The sequence below is a fragment of the Bacillus spizizenii TU-B-10 genome (assembly GCF_000227465.1).
GTDB classification, from domain to species: domain Bacteria; phylum Bacillota; class Bacilli; order Bacillales; family Bacillaceae; genus Bacillus; species Bacillus spizizenii.
This window is the reverse complement of sequence record NC_016047.1, coordinates 79,950-95,292: the sequence shown is the minus strand read 5'-3', so window position 1 is coordinate 95,292 and position 15,343 is coordinate 79,950. Positions and strand designations below refer to the sequence as shown.

11 protein-coding genes, 2 rRNA genes and 1 pseudogene are annotated in these 15,343 nt (G+C 46.5%); all 14 read right to left on the bottom strand.

The window, feature by feature from the left end; genetic code table 11:
- Positions 1-37: 37 nt before the first annotated feature.
- The 14 genes and pseudogenes from GYO_RS22050 to hslO all read right to left on the bottom strand — a co-directional run bounded on the left by GYO_RS22050 (position 38) and on the right by hslO (position 15,338).
- Positions 38-2,965, bottom strand: a 23S ribosomal RNA gene (locus GYO_RS22050).
- 169 nt (positions 2,966-3,134) lie between these two features.
- Positions 3,135-4,684 (bottom strand): 16S ribosomal RNA (locus GYO_RS22045).
- Together the 16S and 23S rRNA genes form the textbook arrangement of a ribosomal RNA operon.
- 311 nt (positions 4,685-4,995) lie before the next feature.
- On the bottom strand, positions 4,996-6,495 hold the full coding sequence (gene lysS, locus GYO_RS22040) for a lysine--tRNA ligase (protein ID WP_014112326.1): 1,500 nt from the start codon (positions 6,493-6,495) through the stop codon (positions 4,996-4,998).
- 91 nt (positions 6,496-6,586) lie between these two features.
- Entirely contained in the window at positions 6,587-7,588 is a 1,002-nt protein-coding gene (gene dusB, locus GYO_RS22035) for a tRNA dihydrouridine synthase DusB (RefSeq protein WP_014112325.1), read from the bottom strand.
- 13 nt (positions 7,589-7,601) lie between these two features.
- Complete coding sequence (locus GYO_RS22030) at positions 7,602-7,820, bottom strand: helix-turn-helix domain-containing protein (RefSeq protein ID WP_014112324.1); 219 nt, start codon at positions 7,818-7,820, stop codon at positions 7,602-7,604.
- Positions 7,772-8,275 (bottom strand): 2-amino-4-hydroxy-6-hydroxymethyldihydropteridine diphosphokinase, encoded by a 504-nt coding sequence (gene folK, locus GYO_RS22025; RefSeq protein WP_014112323.1) that lies wholly within the window; start codon positions 8,273-8,275, stop codon positions 7,772-7,774. The genes GYO_RS22030 and folK overlap by 49 nt, the downstream gene beginning before the upstream one ends.
- Positions 8,272-8,634 carry a dihydroneopterin aldolase gene (folB, locus tag GYO_RS22020; protein ID WP_014112322.1) on the bottom strand — a complete coding sequence of 121 codons (363 nt, stop codon included), beginning with the start codon at positions 8,632-8,634 and terminating at the stop codon, positions 8,272-8,274. Before folB ends, folK begins: the two co-directional genes overlap by 4 nt.
- Entirely contained in the window at positions 8,627-9,484 is an 858-nt protein-coding gene (gene folP / locus GYO_RS22015) for a dihydropteroate synthase (protein ID WP_003218403.1), read from the bottom strand. Before folP ends, folB begins: the two co-directional genes overlap by 8 nt.
- Positions 9,466-10,347 carry an aminodeoxychorismate lyase gene (pabC, locus tag GYO_RS22010; RefSeq protein WP_014112320.1) on the bottom strand — a complete coding sequence of 294 codons (882 nt, stop codon included), beginning with the start codon at positions 10,345-10,347 and terminating at the stop codon, positions 9,466-9,468. The genes folP and pabC overlap by 19 nt, the downstream gene beginning before the upstream one ends.
- Complete coding sequence (gene pabA, locus GYO_RS22005; RefSeq protein WP_014112319.1) at positions 10,347-10,931, bottom strand: aminodeoxychorismate/anthranilate synthase component II; 585 nt, start codon at positions 10,929-10,931, stop codon at positions 10,347-10,349. Before pabA ends, pabC begins: the two co-directional genes overlap by 1 nt.
- 13 nt (positions 10,932-10,944) lie before the next feature.
- Positions 10,945-12,355: pseudogene (locus GYO_RS22000) on the bottom strand (anthranilate synthase component I family protein).
- Between the two features lie 164 nt (positions 12,356-12,519).
- Positions 12,520-13,446 carry a cysteine synthase A gene (gene cysK, locus GYO_RS21995; protein ID WP_014112318.1) on the bottom strand — a complete coding sequence of 309 codons (927 nt, stop codon included), beginning with the start codon at positions 13,444-13,446 and terminating at the stop codon, positions 12,520-12,522.
- A 75-nt stretch (positions 13,447-13,521) separates the two neighbouring features.
- Positions 13,522-14,415 (bottom strand): peptidyl-prolyl cis-trans isomerase, encoded by an 894-nt coding sequence (locus GYO_RS21990; RefSeq protein WP_014112317.1) that lies wholly within the window; start codon positions 14,413-14,415, stop codon positions 13,522-13,524.
- 47 nt (positions 14,416-14,462) lie between these two features.
- Positions 14,463-15,338 carry a redox-regulated molecular chaperone HslO gene (gene hslO, locus GYO_RS21985; protein ID WP_041520828.1) on the bottom strand — a complete coding sequence of 292 codons (876 nt, stop codon included), beginning with the start codon at positions 15,336-15,338 and terminating at the stop codon, positions 14,463-14,465.
- Positions 15,339-15,343 lie beyond the last annotated feature (5 nt).

The following is a 15,343-nucleotide window of genomic DNA, read 5'->3' as shown; positions in this document are numbered from 1 at the left end:
CTCAAAACTAGATAACAGGTGTGACATCATTCAAAATGTGGTTAAGTCCTCGATCGATTAGTATCTGTCAGCTCCATGTGTCGCCACACTTCCACCTCAGACCTATCAACCTGATCATCTTTCAGGGATCTTACTTCCTTGCGGAATGGGAAATCTCATCTTGAGGGGGGCTTCATGCTTAGATGCTTTCAGCACTTATCCCGTCCGCACATAGCTACCCAGCGATGCCCTTGGCAGAACAACTGGTACACCAGCGGTGCGTCCATCCCGGTCCTCTCGTACTAAGGACAGCTCCTCTCAAATTTCCTGCGCCCGCGACGGATAGGGACCGAACTGTCTCACGACGTTCTGAACCCAGCTCGCGTACCGCTTTAATGGGCGAACAGCCCAACCCTTGGGACCGACTACAGCCCCAGGATGCGATGAGCCGACATCGAGGTGCCAAACCTCCCCGTCGATGTGGACTCTTGGGGGAGATAAGCCTGTTATCCCCGGGGTAGCTTTTATCCGTTGAGCGATGGCCCTTCCATGCGGAACCACCGGATCACTAAGCCCGACTTTCGTCCCTGCTCGACTTGTAGGTCTCGCAGTCAAGCTCCCTTGTGCCTTTACACTCTGCGAATGATTTCCAACCATTCTGAGGGAACCTTTGGGCGCCTCCGTTACCTTTTAGGAGGCGACCGCCCCAGTCAAACTGCCCACCTGACACTGTCTCCCCGCCCGATAAGGGCGGCGGGTTAGAAGGTCAATACAGCCAGGGTAGTATCCCACCGATGCCTCCACCGAAGCTAGCGCTCCGGTTTCCAAGGCTCCTACCTATCCTGTACAAGCTGTACCAACATTCAATATCAGGCTGCAGTAAAGCTCCACGGGGTCTTTCCGTCCTGTCGCGGGTAACCTGCATCTTCACAGGTACTATAATTTCACCGAGTCTCTCGTTGAGACAGTGCCCAGATCGTTGCGCCTTTCGTGCGGGTCGGAACTTACCCGACAAGGAATTTCGCTACCTTAGGACCGTTATAGTTACGGCCGCCGTTTACTGGGGCTTCAATTCGCACCTTCGCTTACGCTAAGCGCTCCTCTTAACCTTCCAGCACCGGGCAGGCGTCAGCCCCTATACTTCGCCTTACGGCTTCGCAGAGACCTGTGTTTTTGCTAAACAGTCGCCTGGGCCTATTCACTGCGGCTCTCTCGGGCTTGCACCCTAACAGAGCACCCCTTCTCCCGAAGTTACGGGGTCATTTTGCCGAGTTCCTTAACGAGAGTTCTCTCGATCACCTTAGGATTCTCTCCTCGCCTACCTGTGTCGGTTTGCGGTACGGGCACCTCTCACCTCGCTAGAGGCTTTTCTTGGCAGTGTGGAATCAGGAACTTCGCTACTAAATTTCGCTCGCCATCACAGCTCAGCCTTATGGGAAACGGATTTGCCTATTTCCCAGCCTAACTGCTTGGACGCGGATATCCAATACCGCGCTTACCCTATCCTCCTGCGTCCCCCCATTGCTCAAATGGTGAGGAGGTGGTACAGGAATATCAACCTGTTGTCCATCGCCTACGCCTTTCGGCCTCGGCTTAGGTCCCGACTAACCCTGAGCGGACGAGCCTTCCTCAGGAAACCTTAGGCATTCGGTGGAGGGGATTCTCACCCCTCTTTCGCTACTCATACCGGCATTCTCACTTCTAAGCGCTCCACCAGTCCTTCCGGTCTGGCTTCACAGCCCTTAGAACGCTCTCCTACCACTGTTCGAAGAACAGTCCGCAGCTTCGGTGATACGTTTAGCCCCGGTACATTTTCGGCGCAGAGTCACTCGACCAGTGAGCTATTACGCACTCTTTAAATGGTGGCTGCTTCTAAGCCAACATCCTGGTTGTCTAAGCAACTCCACATCCTTTTCCACTTAACGTATACTTTGGGACCTTAGCTGGCGGTCTGGGCTGTTTCCCTTTCGACTACGGATCTTATCACTCGCAGTCTGACTCCCAAGGATAAGTCATTGGCATTCGGAGTTTGACTGAATTCGGTAACCCGGTAGGGGCCCCTAGTCCAATCAGTGCTCTACCTCCAAGACTCTTACCTTGAGGCTAGCCCTAAAGCTATTTCGGAGAGAACCAGCTATCTCCAGGTTCGATTGGCATTTCACCCCTACCCACACCTCATCCCCGCACTTTTCAACGTGCGTGGGTTCGGGCCTCCATTCAGTGTTACCTGAACTTCACCCTGGACATGGGTAGATCACCTGGTTTCGGGTCTACGACCACGTACTCATGCGCCCTATTCAGACTCGCTTTCGCTGCGGCTCCGCATCTTCTGCTTAACCTTGCACGGGATCGTAACTCGCCGGTTCATTCTACAAAAGGCACGCCATCACCCGTTAACGGGCTCTGACTACTTGTAGGCACACGGTTTCAGGATCTCTTTCACTCCCCTTCCGGGGTGCTTTTCACCTTTCCCTCACGGTACTGGTTCACTATCGGTCACTAGGGAGTATTTAGCCTTGGGAGATGGTCCTCCCGGATTCCGACGGAATTTCACGTGTTCCGCCGTACTCAGGATCCACTCAGGAGAGAACGAAGTTTTGACTACAGGGCTGTTACCTTCTATGGCGGGCCTTTCCAGACCTCTTCATCTACCTCGTTCTTTTGTAACTCCGTACAGAGTGTCCTACAACCCCAAGAGGCAAGCCTCTTGGTTTGGGCTAATCCCGTTTCGCTCGCCGCTACTCAGGGAATCGCATTTGCTTTCTCTTCCTCCGGGTACTTAGATGTTTCAGTTCCCCGGGTCTGCCTTCTCATATCCTATGAATTCAGATATGGATACCACTCCATTACGAGTGGTGGGTTTCCCCATTCGGAAATCTCCGGATCAAAGCTTGCTTACAGCTCCCCGAAGCATATCGGTGTTCGTCCCGTCCTTCATCGGCTCCTAGTGCCAAGGCATCCACCGTGCGCCCTTTCTAACTTAACCGTTAAAAAGAATCACTATGTGATATCTTGTCTTACTAATTGAATGTGATGTCTACTGTTATCTAGTTTTCAAAGAACACGTTTCGAAGGAATGATCCTTCAAAACTAAACAAGACAGGGAACGTTCTGTTTATAAGACCCAAGGTCTTATATTCCGTAAATATCCTTAGAAAGGAGGTGATCCAGCCGCACCTTCCGATACGGCTACCTTGTTACGACTTCACCCCAATCATCTGTCCCACCTTCGGCGGCTGGCTCCTAAAAGGTTACCTCACCGACTTCGGGTGTTACAAACTCTCGTGGTGTGACGGGCGGTGTGTACAAGGCCCGGGAACGTATTCACCGCGGCATGCTGATCCGCGATTACTAGCGATTCCAGCTTCACGCAGTCGAGTTGCAGACTGCGATCCGAACTGAGAACAGATTTGTGGGATTGGCTTAACCTCGCGGTTTCGCTGCCCTTTGTTCTGTCCATTGTAGCACGTGTGTAGCCCAGGTCATAAGGGGCATGATGATTTGACGTCATCCCCACCTTCCTCCGGTTTGTCACCGGCAGTCACCTTAGAGTGCCCAACTGAATGCTGGCAACTAAGATCAAGGGTTGCGCTCGTTGCGGGACTTAACCCAACATCTCACGACACGAGCTGACGACAACCATGCACCACCTGTCACTCTGCCCCCGAAGGGGACGTCCTATCTCTAGGATTGTCAGAGGATGTCAAGACCTGGTAAGGTTCTTCGCGTTGCTTCGAATTAAACCACATGCTCCACCGCTTGTGCGGGCCCCCGTCAATTCCTTTGAGTTTCAGTCTTGCGACCGTACTCCCCAGGCGGAGTGCTTAATGCGTTAGCTGCAGCACTAAGGGGCGGAAACCCCCTAACACTTAGCACTCATCGTTTACGGCGTGGACTACCAGGGTATCTAATCCTGTTCGCTCCCCACGCTTTCGCTCCTCAGCGTCAGTTACAGACCAGAGAGTCGCCTTCGCCACTGGTGTTCCTCCACATCTCTACGCATTTCACCGCTACACGTGGAATTCCACTCTCCTCTTCTGCACTCAAGTTCCCCAGTTTCCAATGACCCTCCCCGGTTGAGCCGGGGGCTTTCACATCAGACTTAAGAAACCGCCTGCGAGCCCTTTACGCCCAATAATTCCGGACAACGCTTGCCACCTACGTATTACCGCGGCTGCTGGCACGTAGTTAGCCGTGGCTTTCTGGTTAGGTACCGTCAAGGTACCGCCCTATTCGAACGGTACTTGTTCTTCCCTAACAACAGAGCTTTACGATCCGAAAACCTTCATCACTCACGCGGCGTTGCTCCGTCAGACTTTCGTCCATTGCGGAAGATTCCCTACTGCTGCCTCCCGTAGGAGTCTGGGCCGTGTCTCAGTCCCAGTGTGGCCGATCACCCTCTCAGGTCGGCTACGCATCGTTGCCTTGGTGAGCCATTACCTCACCAACTAGCTAATGCGCCGCGGGTCCATCTGTAAGTGGTAGCCGAAGCCACCTTTTATGTTTGAACCATGCGGTTCAAACAAGCATCCGGTATTAGCCCCGGTTTCCCGGAGTTATCCCAGTCTTACAGGCAGGTTACCCACGTGTTACTCACCCGTCCGCCGCTAACATCAGGGAGCAAGCTCCCATCTGTCCGCTCGACTTGCATGTATTAGGCACGCCGCCAGCGTTCGTCCTGAGCCAGGATCAAACTCTCCGATAAAGTAGTTTGACTGACTACGCACATCGCTGTGCGATTTTGTAAAAAATGAATTAACAGGTACGTTTTGTCTTGTTTAGTTTTCAAAGATCATTTTGTCCACTTCGTTCAAGCGACTTTATTATTATAACTCGTTGACTCAGTGAAGTCAACAACTTTTTTTGAAGTTCTTTTTTCGTTATCGCCTTGTTTAGCGGCAACGAATAATAATATACCACCTTGTAAATAATAGTGCAATAGTTTTTTTGAAGAAATACTTAGGAATTTAAAAAGAGCGGTATCCCTTCATAGAGAAAGGATGCCGCTCTTCTTTATTAGCGTTGTCTCATCTGCGGGAATAACAGTACATCGCGAATAGAAGGAGCATTCGTCAGCAGCATAACCAGACGGTCGATACCGATGCCTAAACCTCCTGTTGGCGGCATACCGTATTCCAGAGCTTCAACAAAGTCTTCATCCATTAGATGAGCTTCATCATTACCGGCTTCACGCTCTTTTAATTGCGCTTCAAAGCGTTCTCTTTGATCAATAGGATCATTCAGCTCTGTAAACGCGTTTGCATGTTCACGGCCAACGATAAACAGTTCAAAACGGTCTGTAAAGCGTGGGTCCTCTGGGTTTTTCTTAGCTAGAGGAGAGATTTCTACAGGATGTCCGTAAATAAACGTTGGCTGAATAAGCGTTTCTTCAATTTTTTGTTCGAAGAATTCGTTGATGATATGGCCTACTGTCATAGAATCTTTAATCTCTACGCCATGTTCTTTTGCATATTCACGCGCCTGCTCAACAGTAACCTCTTCCCAGAAATCAACGCCAGTCGCTTCTTTGACCGCGTCAACCATATGGATTCTTTTCCACTCAGGTTTAAGGTCGATTTGTTCTTCGCCGTATTGGATCGTAGTTGTCCCAAGAACTTCTTGGGCGATATGAGCGACAAGGTTTTCAGTTAAGCTCATGATATCTTTATAGTCCGCATATGCTTCATATAACTCAATCATCGTGAATTCAGGGTTATGGCGTGTAGAGACACCTTCATTACGGAAAACACGGCCGATTTCATATACTTTTTCTAAACCGCCGACAATTAGGCGTTTTAGATGCAATTCGATTGCAATACGCATGTAGAGCGGAATATCTAACGCATTGTGGTGAGTGATAAATGGACGTGCAGAAGCTCCCCCAGGAATGCTGTGCATTGTTGGTGTTTCTACTTCTAAGTATCCGTGATCATCAAGGTATCTTCTCATAGCTTGAATGATCTTGCTCCGTGCGATGAACGTATGTTTGCTGTCTGGATTTACGATAAGATCCAAGTAGCGCTGGCGGTAGCGCTGCTCAACATCTTTCAAACCATGGTATTTGTCAGGAAGCGGACGAAGCGCTTTTGTCAGCAATTCAAAAGAAGTTGCTTTAACAGACAATTCGCCTACATTTGTTTTGAAGACTTTTCCGGTTACACCGATAAGATCACCGAGATCAGAAGACTTGAAGATTTCATATTGGTCGTCACCGACACTGTCTTTTCTTACGTAGATTTGAATTTGGCCTTCTAAGTCCTGAAGATGCGCAAAACCGGCTTTTCCTTTACCGCGTTTTGTCATCATGCGGCCTGCGATTGTGACTTCAATCGCTTTTTCTTCTAACTCTTCTTTGGTTAGATCTTGATATGCTGAAATAACTTCCTGAGACTGATGAGTTCTTTCAAAACGTGCGCCGAATGGATCGATGCCGTTATCTCTCAGCTGATTCATTTTATCGCGTCTGACTTGCAACTGGTCGTTCAATTCTTCATGGTTATGCTCTTCTTGACTCATTGTTATCACTCCATTACAGATATTGTTTCATGAAAAAAGCAGAAAAACTGCCAGCGCAAAACTGGCAGTGAGCAGCAAATAGAGGTGAGCATTATCCTACTTTTGCGTTTTGAAGCTCTTTTGCCTCAACTTCAACAGTAAATGCATCTAAAAGCTGCACAAACTCTTCTCTTGTCTCGCAATGATTGATTTCATTACGAACATTCGCATTGCCTCTTACACCTTTCAGATACCATGCAGCGTGCTTTCTCATTTCTCTTACCGCTACGTTTTCACCTTTTAAGTCAACCAGGCGGTCAAGATGCAGTTTGCATACCGCCATTTTTTCGCGTACTTGCGGCTCTTCTTTTAATTCACCTGTTTCAAGGTACTGAACCGTACGGTAAATCATCCACGGATTGCCCAATGCAGCGCGTCCGATCATGACACCGTCTACTCCTGTTTCATCGAGCATACGCTTAGCATCCTGCGGCGTCTTAACATCGCCGTTTCCGATAACCGGAATCGATACTGATTGTTTTACTTCTTTGATGATGTCCCAGTTTGCCGTTCCTTCGTACATCTGCACTCTCGTACGGCCGTGAAGCGCAACTGCTTTTCCGCCCGCACGTTCTACAGCCTGTGCATTTTTCACTGCGAAAATATGGTCTTCATCCCAGCCCATTCTCATTTTCACTGTAACTGGTTTATCAACGGCATCCACTACTGCAGAAACCATTTCGTAAATCTTATCAGGATCGAGAAGCCATTTGGCTCCTGCATCGCATTTTGTAATCTTTGGCACAGGACACCCCATGTTAATATCAATAATATCAGCAGTTGTGTTTTGGTCTACAAACTTCGCCGCTTCCACAAGGGTTTCCTTTTTCCCTCCGAAAATTTGAAGGCTGAGCGGTTTTTCACGTTCATCAATGTAAAGCATACCCATGGTTTTTGCATTGTTGTAAAGGATCGCTTTGTCACTGACCATTTCAGCACATACCAATCCAGCTCCGAATTCCTTTACAGTCAATCTGAAGGCTGAGTTGCAGACACCAGCCATAGGGGCAAGCACAACCCTGTTTTTCAATTGAATATCACCGATTTTAAACATTTTTGACCTCCCTTCATTTGTTATCTTTTTCTGGCGGCGCTAATTCGTCCGCGCTTATATTTAAAACATCTGCTGCACCTTGAATGATGGCAGCTGACGGCAATCGGTTTCCGCGTTCAATTTCGCCGAGAATAGAAACTGATATACCTAACGCTTTTGCAAATCCTTCTTGAGTATAACCTTTCAGCTTTCTGAATGCACGAATTCGTCTACCCCAGATTTCTGCTTCCATACTCTTACACCTTCTTGGTCTGTTTCCGCACTTGTTGCCTCTTTTTCAACCTGCGGGCAAATCTCCGCAAGCGGCGCAAGGACAAACAAACGCTCATACATTCTCGGATGCGGAACAATTAGTTGCTCTGTTTCAATATTTTCACGATTAAACAGCAAAATGTCAAGGTCTGCCGTCCGCGGTCCCCATCTTACTTCCCTTGTTCTTCCTAATTCATTTTCTATATGCTGCGTCAGCTCAAGGAGTTCAAAAGGGTTCAGCGACGTCTTGATTTCAACAGCCATATTCAAAAATTCATCTTGGTCTTCGTATCCGACCGGGTCAGTTTCGTAAATGGACGACACTTTAGTGACTGTCACCGCATCATGCTGGTGCAGCAATGCCACTGCTTGCCTTAAATATGTTTCTCTATCTCCAATGTTTGATCCAAGTGCGATATAAGCTATGTTGTTCATGACTTTTTTCTCGTGATTTCAATTGCTACTGATTTATAGTGTCCGGGAATTGGCGGATCTGGCTTAATCACTTTCACAGTACATTGCTGCACCGGCTGAAATTTCTTGAGCACATTGTCGGCAATACGTTCCGCCAGCGTTTCCACCAATTTCACAGGCTCCCCTTCTACGATATCTTTACATACGTGATAGAGCTCAGCATAGTTAATCGTTTGCTCAAGGTCGTCTGTTTGTCCGGCTTTGCTTAAATCCAGCTCAGCGGTTAAATCAACTTTAAATCGCTGTCCAAGCTTGTTTTCTTCTTTGAACACACCGTGGTATCCGTAAAACTCCATTCCTTCTACAAAGACTTTATCCATGGTGCACCCCTCCCTTATTCAGCATCGCGTCCATCATTTTCGCCATTCTGGCAATTTGTTTAACGTCATGGACCCTGACAATGTCACAGCCTTTTTGAATGCCGAGACACACGGTCGCACCTGTGCCCTCAGCCCGCTCCTCAGGCGGAAGATCCAGAACACGTCCGATGAATCTTTTTCGGGAGGTTGCCAGAAGAACCGGATACCCCAGTCCGCTCAAAATCTCGAGTTTGTTCATCACTGCCAAGTTATCATGATAGGTTTTCGCGAAACCGATACCTGGATCAAGGATAATGTTCCTTTCCTCTACTCCGGCCTCAACAGCGATTTTTACACTCTCCATTAAGTCCGACAGCATATCCGGTAATAAGTCATTGTAATTTCTCTCAGGGCGGTTATGCATGAGAACAATCGGAACATTGTGTTCTGCTGCAACGGAAGCCATCTTCGGATCATGTTTCGCTCCCCAAATATCATTGATGATGGATGCGCCTGCTTTAACAGCTTCATCTGCGACAGAAGCCTTGTACGTATCTACAGAAATCGGCACGCCCAGTTCTTTTGTGATCCGCTCAATTACCGGAATCACTCTGGACATCTCCTCATCCTCTGAGACATATTCAGCGCCAGGCCTTGTCGATTCTCCTCCGATGTCAATGATATGGGCACCGTCATCGATCATCTCTTTCGCGTGCAGGAGTGCCTTGTCCAAGCTGTCATATTTTCCGCCGTCCGAGAAAGAGTCAGGCGTTACGTTTAAAATTCCCATCACCAGTGTCTTCTCTTTATATGATAAAGCGCTGGGCTTGGTGTGGATTACTTGTGTTTGGTCTATCGTTTGCTGCGCCATTCTCTTCCTCCCTTTTCATGAATCATGTTCTTTATTTCTTTTTTGTATAGCGCTTGAAGAGCAGAGGCTGCTCCTCCGCTTTGGCCCGCGTAGTTTACTTCTTCTATTTTCGTAAAAGGGATGATCTCAAGAACCGAGTTCGTCATCCACGCTTCGTCAGCTGTCAAAAGAGCTTCCAGCTCATATCGGCCCGTTTTGAGTGCCAGTCCTATTTTGTTCGCATTTTCCATGACAAAACGTCTCGTGACACCGTCCAGAATACCGGTATCAAGAGATGGGGTATAGATGCAGCTGTCTTTTCTCCAGAAAACATTTGATATGATGCCCTCCGCAATAGCTCCATCCTCCGTTAGGAAAATCCCTTCGACACGCGGATCATTTCCGATTTCTCGCTTCGCATACATATTATTTAAATAATGATGAGATTTTAACCGGAACGGCCCCTCTGGTGTGTTTCTCCGTATCGATAAAACCTTTCCTTCTTTTTGCAAAGGAAGACTTTCTGGTTTCAGTTGGTTCACATAGCATAAAACAGTTGGCTTATCGTAAGTCTGGGCAACAAAGCCTTTATCGCTGATGCCGGCTGATATGTCCAGCCTGACACGGGCATTGCCATCCTTGATCTTATTCAGCCGAAGCAGCTTCTCCAGCATCTCAAGGATCTCATGCTTTGAAACAGTATATTCGATTTGCAGATCCTTAAGTGCGCGTTCAAGCCTTTTTATATGCCAATCAAGCAAAAATGGGCAGCCTTCGTAAAGCCTGAAGGTTTCGAAAACACCGATCCCATATAAAAATCCATGGTCAAAAGGAGAAAGAACTGCATCTTTCTCCTCTATATACCGGCCGTTAACATATATCATCACGCAATAACTTCCTTGCGGTATGTCTCAATGAAATTTCTGAGCATTTCTTTCCCAAAGGAAGTCATAATAGACTCTGGGTGAAATTGCACGCCCTCTATCGGGAGGTCATTGTGGCGAATGGCCATGATTTCTCCTTCTTTCGTTTGTGCTGTTACTGTAAAACAGCTTGGCAGCGTCTCAGATTTTACGATCAGCGAGTGATAACGAGTCGCGACAAGGGGATTTTTCAAGCCTTCGAAGATTGTCTTGCCGTCATGCTCAATATCCGAGGTTTTCCCGTGCATAAGCCGTTCAGCCCTAATTACGTCCCCGCCAAATACTTGTGCGATGGACTGATGACCGAGGCATACACCAAAAACGGGAATTTTCCCTGCAAAATGTTTAATTGCTTCAAGGCTAATCCCTGCCTCATCAGGACTGCACGGTCCTGGTGAAATCATCAGAAAATCAGGAGACAGCTCTTCGATTTCTTCGATCGTGATGTCGTCATTGCGTTTCACAATCAGTTCTTCCCCAAGCTCGCCCAAATACTGCACCAAGTTGTACGTGAATGAATCGTAGTTATCAATCATTAAAATCATTTCTCCGCTCACCTCATCTAATTTTTGTCTCTTCTTTGCTCAGCTCTAACGCCTTTTGCATCGCAAAAGCTTTTTTGAATGATTCCCTGTACTCGTGCTTTGGAACGGAATCAATCACAACTCCTGCGCCGGACTGCATAAATGCCTGCCCTCCGGTTGCATAAATGGTTCGAATGACGATATTAAACTGCAGATCGTGATTATATCCAAACCATCCTATAGATCCAGTATAAAGCCCGCGGCGTGTCGGCTCAAGTTCTTCTATAATTTCCATCGTTCTTACTTTGGGAGCACCTGTAATGGTTCCTCCGGGAAACACAGCATGAATAATATCTACGGCATCATACCCATCTTGCAGTTCACCTTGGACGTTAGACACAATATGCATCACATGCGAGTATTTTTCAATCGCCATGAATTCGTTCACGCGCACAGATCCGTACCGTGATACTCTTCCCAGATCATTTCGCTCAAGATCAACCAGCATGACATGTTCAGCGCGTTCTTTTTCATTGTGGATCAATTCGTTTGCGAGCGCTTCGTCTTCTTCATCCGTTTTTCCCCTGGAACGGGTGCCCGCAATCGGTCTCGTCTCTAACAGCTTGCCCTTTTTACTGACAAGCAGTTCAGGCGATCCGCAAATGATTTGGAAATCAGGTGTTTCTAAATAAGCCATATACGGCGAAGGATTTACTTCTCTCAGGGTCTTGTAAATTTGATATGGGTGGACAGACAGCGACTGTGACTGCCTTATTGATAGATTGACTTGAAATACATCTCCGCTGGCAATGTATTGTTTGATTTTCTCTACAGCTTGTGAGAATCCATCCTCGGTAAATGGTGCCGCGAAGGAACCGTCTGATTCATGCTTCATCTCTCGCGAAGGGACAGCAGGAAGCTCAGTCAGCCACATCCGCTCCAACTTGGATAGCTTCACGTCAGCAGAATCATCAGTGCCATTAACATGGGTAATCAGCCACAGAGACTCATCTTGATGGTCATAAACTGCTATATCATCAAAAACAAGAAAATAAATATCCGGTGTTTCCAGATCATCTAATGAGAGCATTTTAAAATTTTCAATGTAACGTGCGTAATCATAGCTGAGAAACCCGATTGCCCCGCCTTGAAAATCCGGGAAGCTCGTGATCTGTTTCTGTTTCCAGCGTTTTAAACCAGCTGTGGAAGGCACGTAATGGATCACCTTCCTTAAACAGCATCTCATCCCTATGCTTAATTGTTGTAATTCCGTCTTTTCCTTTTACAGTCGCAATCGGATCAAGACCGGCTATACTGTATCTGCCGCCTCTTGCACTTTCAAGAAGTACATGCTGTTTTCTGGATTGCGCAAGTTTCTCAAATTGTTGTAAGAATGAGTCTTTTTGAAAAGGTACTTTTTTGCCTGCCGGTCTGCGTTGTGCCATTTATATCATTCCTCTATTTTCTTTTTTGCTTGTTTTTTTATTGTAAAGCAATCTTGTTAGTGAAAAAAGTGAATTTCTCTTCCAAGAATAACATTCGTCGCAGACATGGCATATTTGATGCACAAATATAAAAAAACTCCCGGCGGACCGGGAGTTTGGCTTTTTTAATCGAATTGATACAGCGGCGTGCTCAGATAACGTTCGCCGTTACTTGGAATGATGGCCAATACTTTTTTGCCTTTTCCGAGCTTTTTCGCTACTTGAAGAGCAGCATAAATTGCCGCGCCTGATGAGATGCCTCCGAGAATTCCTTCTTCTCGTGCAGCTCTGCGTGCATATTCGAATGCTTCTTCATTCTTCACGGGGAAGATTTCATCATATACTTCAGTATTTAAGATGTCCGGTACAAATCCAGCTCCGATTCCCTGAATTTTATGGGGGCCTGGTTTTCCTCCTGATAGCACTGGGGAATCTGACGGTTCAACAGCGTAAATTTTGATGGAAGGGTATGCTTCCTTCAGAACTTCACCCGCTCCTGTAATCGTTCCGCCTGTACCGATTCCGGCTACAAATGCATCAAGCTGATCATCACCGAATTGCTCAACGATTTCTTTACCCGTTGTTTGGCGGTGAATTTCTGGGTTAGAGGGGTTATTAAACTGTTGCGGCACAAAGTATCCGTGCTGCTCAGCAAGCTCTTCAGCTTTCTTAATGGCGCCTTTCATGCCTTCTGCACCAGGAGTCAGCACAAGCTCAGCACCGTATGCGCGAAGAAGGTTGCGACGTTCCATGCTCATTGTATCAGGCATAACCAAAATAGCTTTTAACCCTTTAGCAGCAGCAACCATCGCAAGCCCGATTCCAGTATTTCCGCTTGTCGGTTCAATGATTGTATCACCAGCTTTTAATTTCCCTTCTTTTTCAGCGGCTTCAATCATAGCTAAACCGATACGGTCTTTTACACTGCTTCCAGGGTTCATGTATTCAAGCTTTAGATATACATCCGCACTGTTTTCATCTGCAAGGCGATTTAATTTCACGATTGGCGTATTCCCAATTAATTCAGTAATGGAGTTTGCTACACGTACCATTCTCGACACCTCAATTTCCGACTATTTGTATTGGTATTATGTATATAATCTATCAATTTCAAAATTTTTTGTCAATCACTTAGTACTTTTTTCCCCATAAAACCACGATACATCGGCTTCTTTCCAAAGTGTTTTGACTGTCGCTTTATCGCCTAGCTGATCCATTGCGATTTGCCGTCTGATCTGATCCTTTACTTCATCATACGAGAATGTTCTTGCCTTTAGTTTTTCTTTCAGCTGAATAACGGCATATCCGTTACTGACCTTTATCGGTTCGTCAGACCATTCATCCTCTTTGAGTGTTTTTGCTTCTTCAATGTATGCTGACGGAATGTTGTCTGATGCTTCTGTGACAAAACCTAAATCTCCGCCGTATGGTGATGTATATCTGTCTGTAGACCTTTCCGCCGCGACAGCTTCAAAGCTTGAGCCGCCTTTCAGTTCTTTCAGGACTTCTCTCGCTTCTTCTTCATCTTTTACAACAATGTGCCGAATTCGATACGAATCATCAAACTGATACAGTTCTTTATTTTTATTATAGAATGATTTCAGTTCTTTGTTTGAAATATCAATATCCCTTGTTAACAATGCTTCAAGAAGGATATTATAACGAATTTGATCTTTCCACTCTTTCTCAGTTGTATGTTCGTCTTCGTAAAAGGAATTGTTGACCGCTTTAATCAGCAAAAACTCACGATCAATCTCGTTTTTAGAAACTTTGAGGTTGTTCTTTTTGGCTAGCTGCTCAACGACTCGGACATTGATCATATCTTCAAGTGTCGACTTTCCATATCGGTCTTCCATTTCTTTCAGCCATTCTTCTCTTGTCACACTTTTGCCTCCGATCGTCGCAATAGACTCACCGGACGGCGATGCGCCTGCCTGGGATTTCGTCAGCGTATATGCAACAGCAATACAGCAAACCAACAGCGCCCCTAAAATAATGGTCCAGATTGTTCTTGATTTCAAACCTGTTTTCAGCCCCTTTTCTCAAATTAAAAAACCCGCTAAAGAGCTTAGCGGGTGGTTTGGTCACGAAGCCCTTCCAGCTCTTCTTTTGTAAATAAGTACTTTTCATTACAAAAATGGCATACTGCTTCGGCTTGTCCATCTTCTTCTATCATATCTTGAATTTCTTTTTTGCCTAATCCTAAAATGGCTGTTTCGAACCGTTCTTTTGAACAAGGGCAATGGAATCTGACAGGCATCGTTTCCAAAATCTCAGGTTTCTCGCCTAGGACTTCTTCTAAAATTTCTTCTGGTGTCAGCCCTTTTTGGATGAGCTTAGAAATCGGCTCTACTTGAGATAGACGCTGTTCAATTTTTGCGATGGTTTCATCATCAGTTCCCGGCATCAGCTGAATAATAAAGCCTCCTGCCGCAAGAATGGTATTGTCAGGATTCACGAGCACACCTACGCCCACTGATGAAGGAACCTGCTCAGATGACACAAGATAGTAAGTGAAATCATCACCCAATTCTCCTGAAACAATTTCTACTTGTCCTGTGAAGAACTCGCGTAAACCTAAATCTTTTACGACACTTAACGTTCCGCTAGTTCCAACTGCACGTCTGACATCAAGCTTGCCTTGTTCATTTAAATCAAAATGAACTTGCGGGTTAGAGACGTATGCTCTGACTTCCCCTTTTGCATTGGCATCAGCTACAATTGCTCCGATTGGACCTCCGCCCTCGATTTTCACCGTCAGCTTATCATCGCCCTTCAGCATAGCGCCGAGCATAAGTGAGGCTGTCATTGTACGGCCCAGTGCAGCGGATGCTGTCGGCCACGTACCATGGCGTCTTTGCCCTTCATTTACCATATCAGTTGTTCTCGCTGCATAAGCGCGAACTTTTCCATCATACGCAAGTGCTTTTACTAAATAATCCATTACAA

Coding starts and splice junctions, on each gene's coding strand:
- lysS (WP_014112326.1), bottom strand. CDS start 6,495: ATGAGTCAAGAAGAGCATAACCATGAAGAATTGAACGACCAGTTGCAA.
- dusB (WP_014112325.1), bottom strand. CDS start 7,588: ATGTTTAAAATCGGTGATATTCAATTGAAAAACAGGGTTGTGCTTGCC.
- GYO_RS22030 (WP_014112324.1), bottom strand. CDS start 7,820: ATGGAAGCAGAAATCTGGGGTAGACGAATTCGTGCATTCAGAAAGCTG.
- folK (WP_014112323.1), bottom strand. CDS start 8,275: ATGAACAACATAGCTTATATCGCACTTGGATCAAACATTGGAGATAGA.
- folB (WP_014112322.1), bottom strand. CDS start 8,634: ATGGATAAAGTCTTTGTAGAAGGAATGGAGTTTTACGGATACCACGGT.
- folP (WP_003218403.1), bottom strand. CDS start 9,484: ATGGCGCAGCAAACGATAGACCAAACACAAGTAATCCACACCAAGCCC.
- pabC (WP_014112320.1), bottom strand. CDS start 10,347: ATGATATATGTTAACGGCCGGTATATAGAGGAGAAAGATGCAGTTCTT.
- pabA (WP_014112319.1), bottom strand. CDS start 10,931: ATGATTTTAATGATTGATAACTACGATTCATTCACGTACAACTTGGTG.
- cysK (WP_014112318.1), bottom strand. CDS start 13,446: ATGGTACGTGTAGCAAACTCCATTACTGAATTAATTGGGAATACGCCA.
- hslO (WP_041520828.1), bottom strand. CDS start 15,338: ATGGATTATTTAGTAAAAGCACTTGCGTATGATGGAAAAGTTCGCGCT.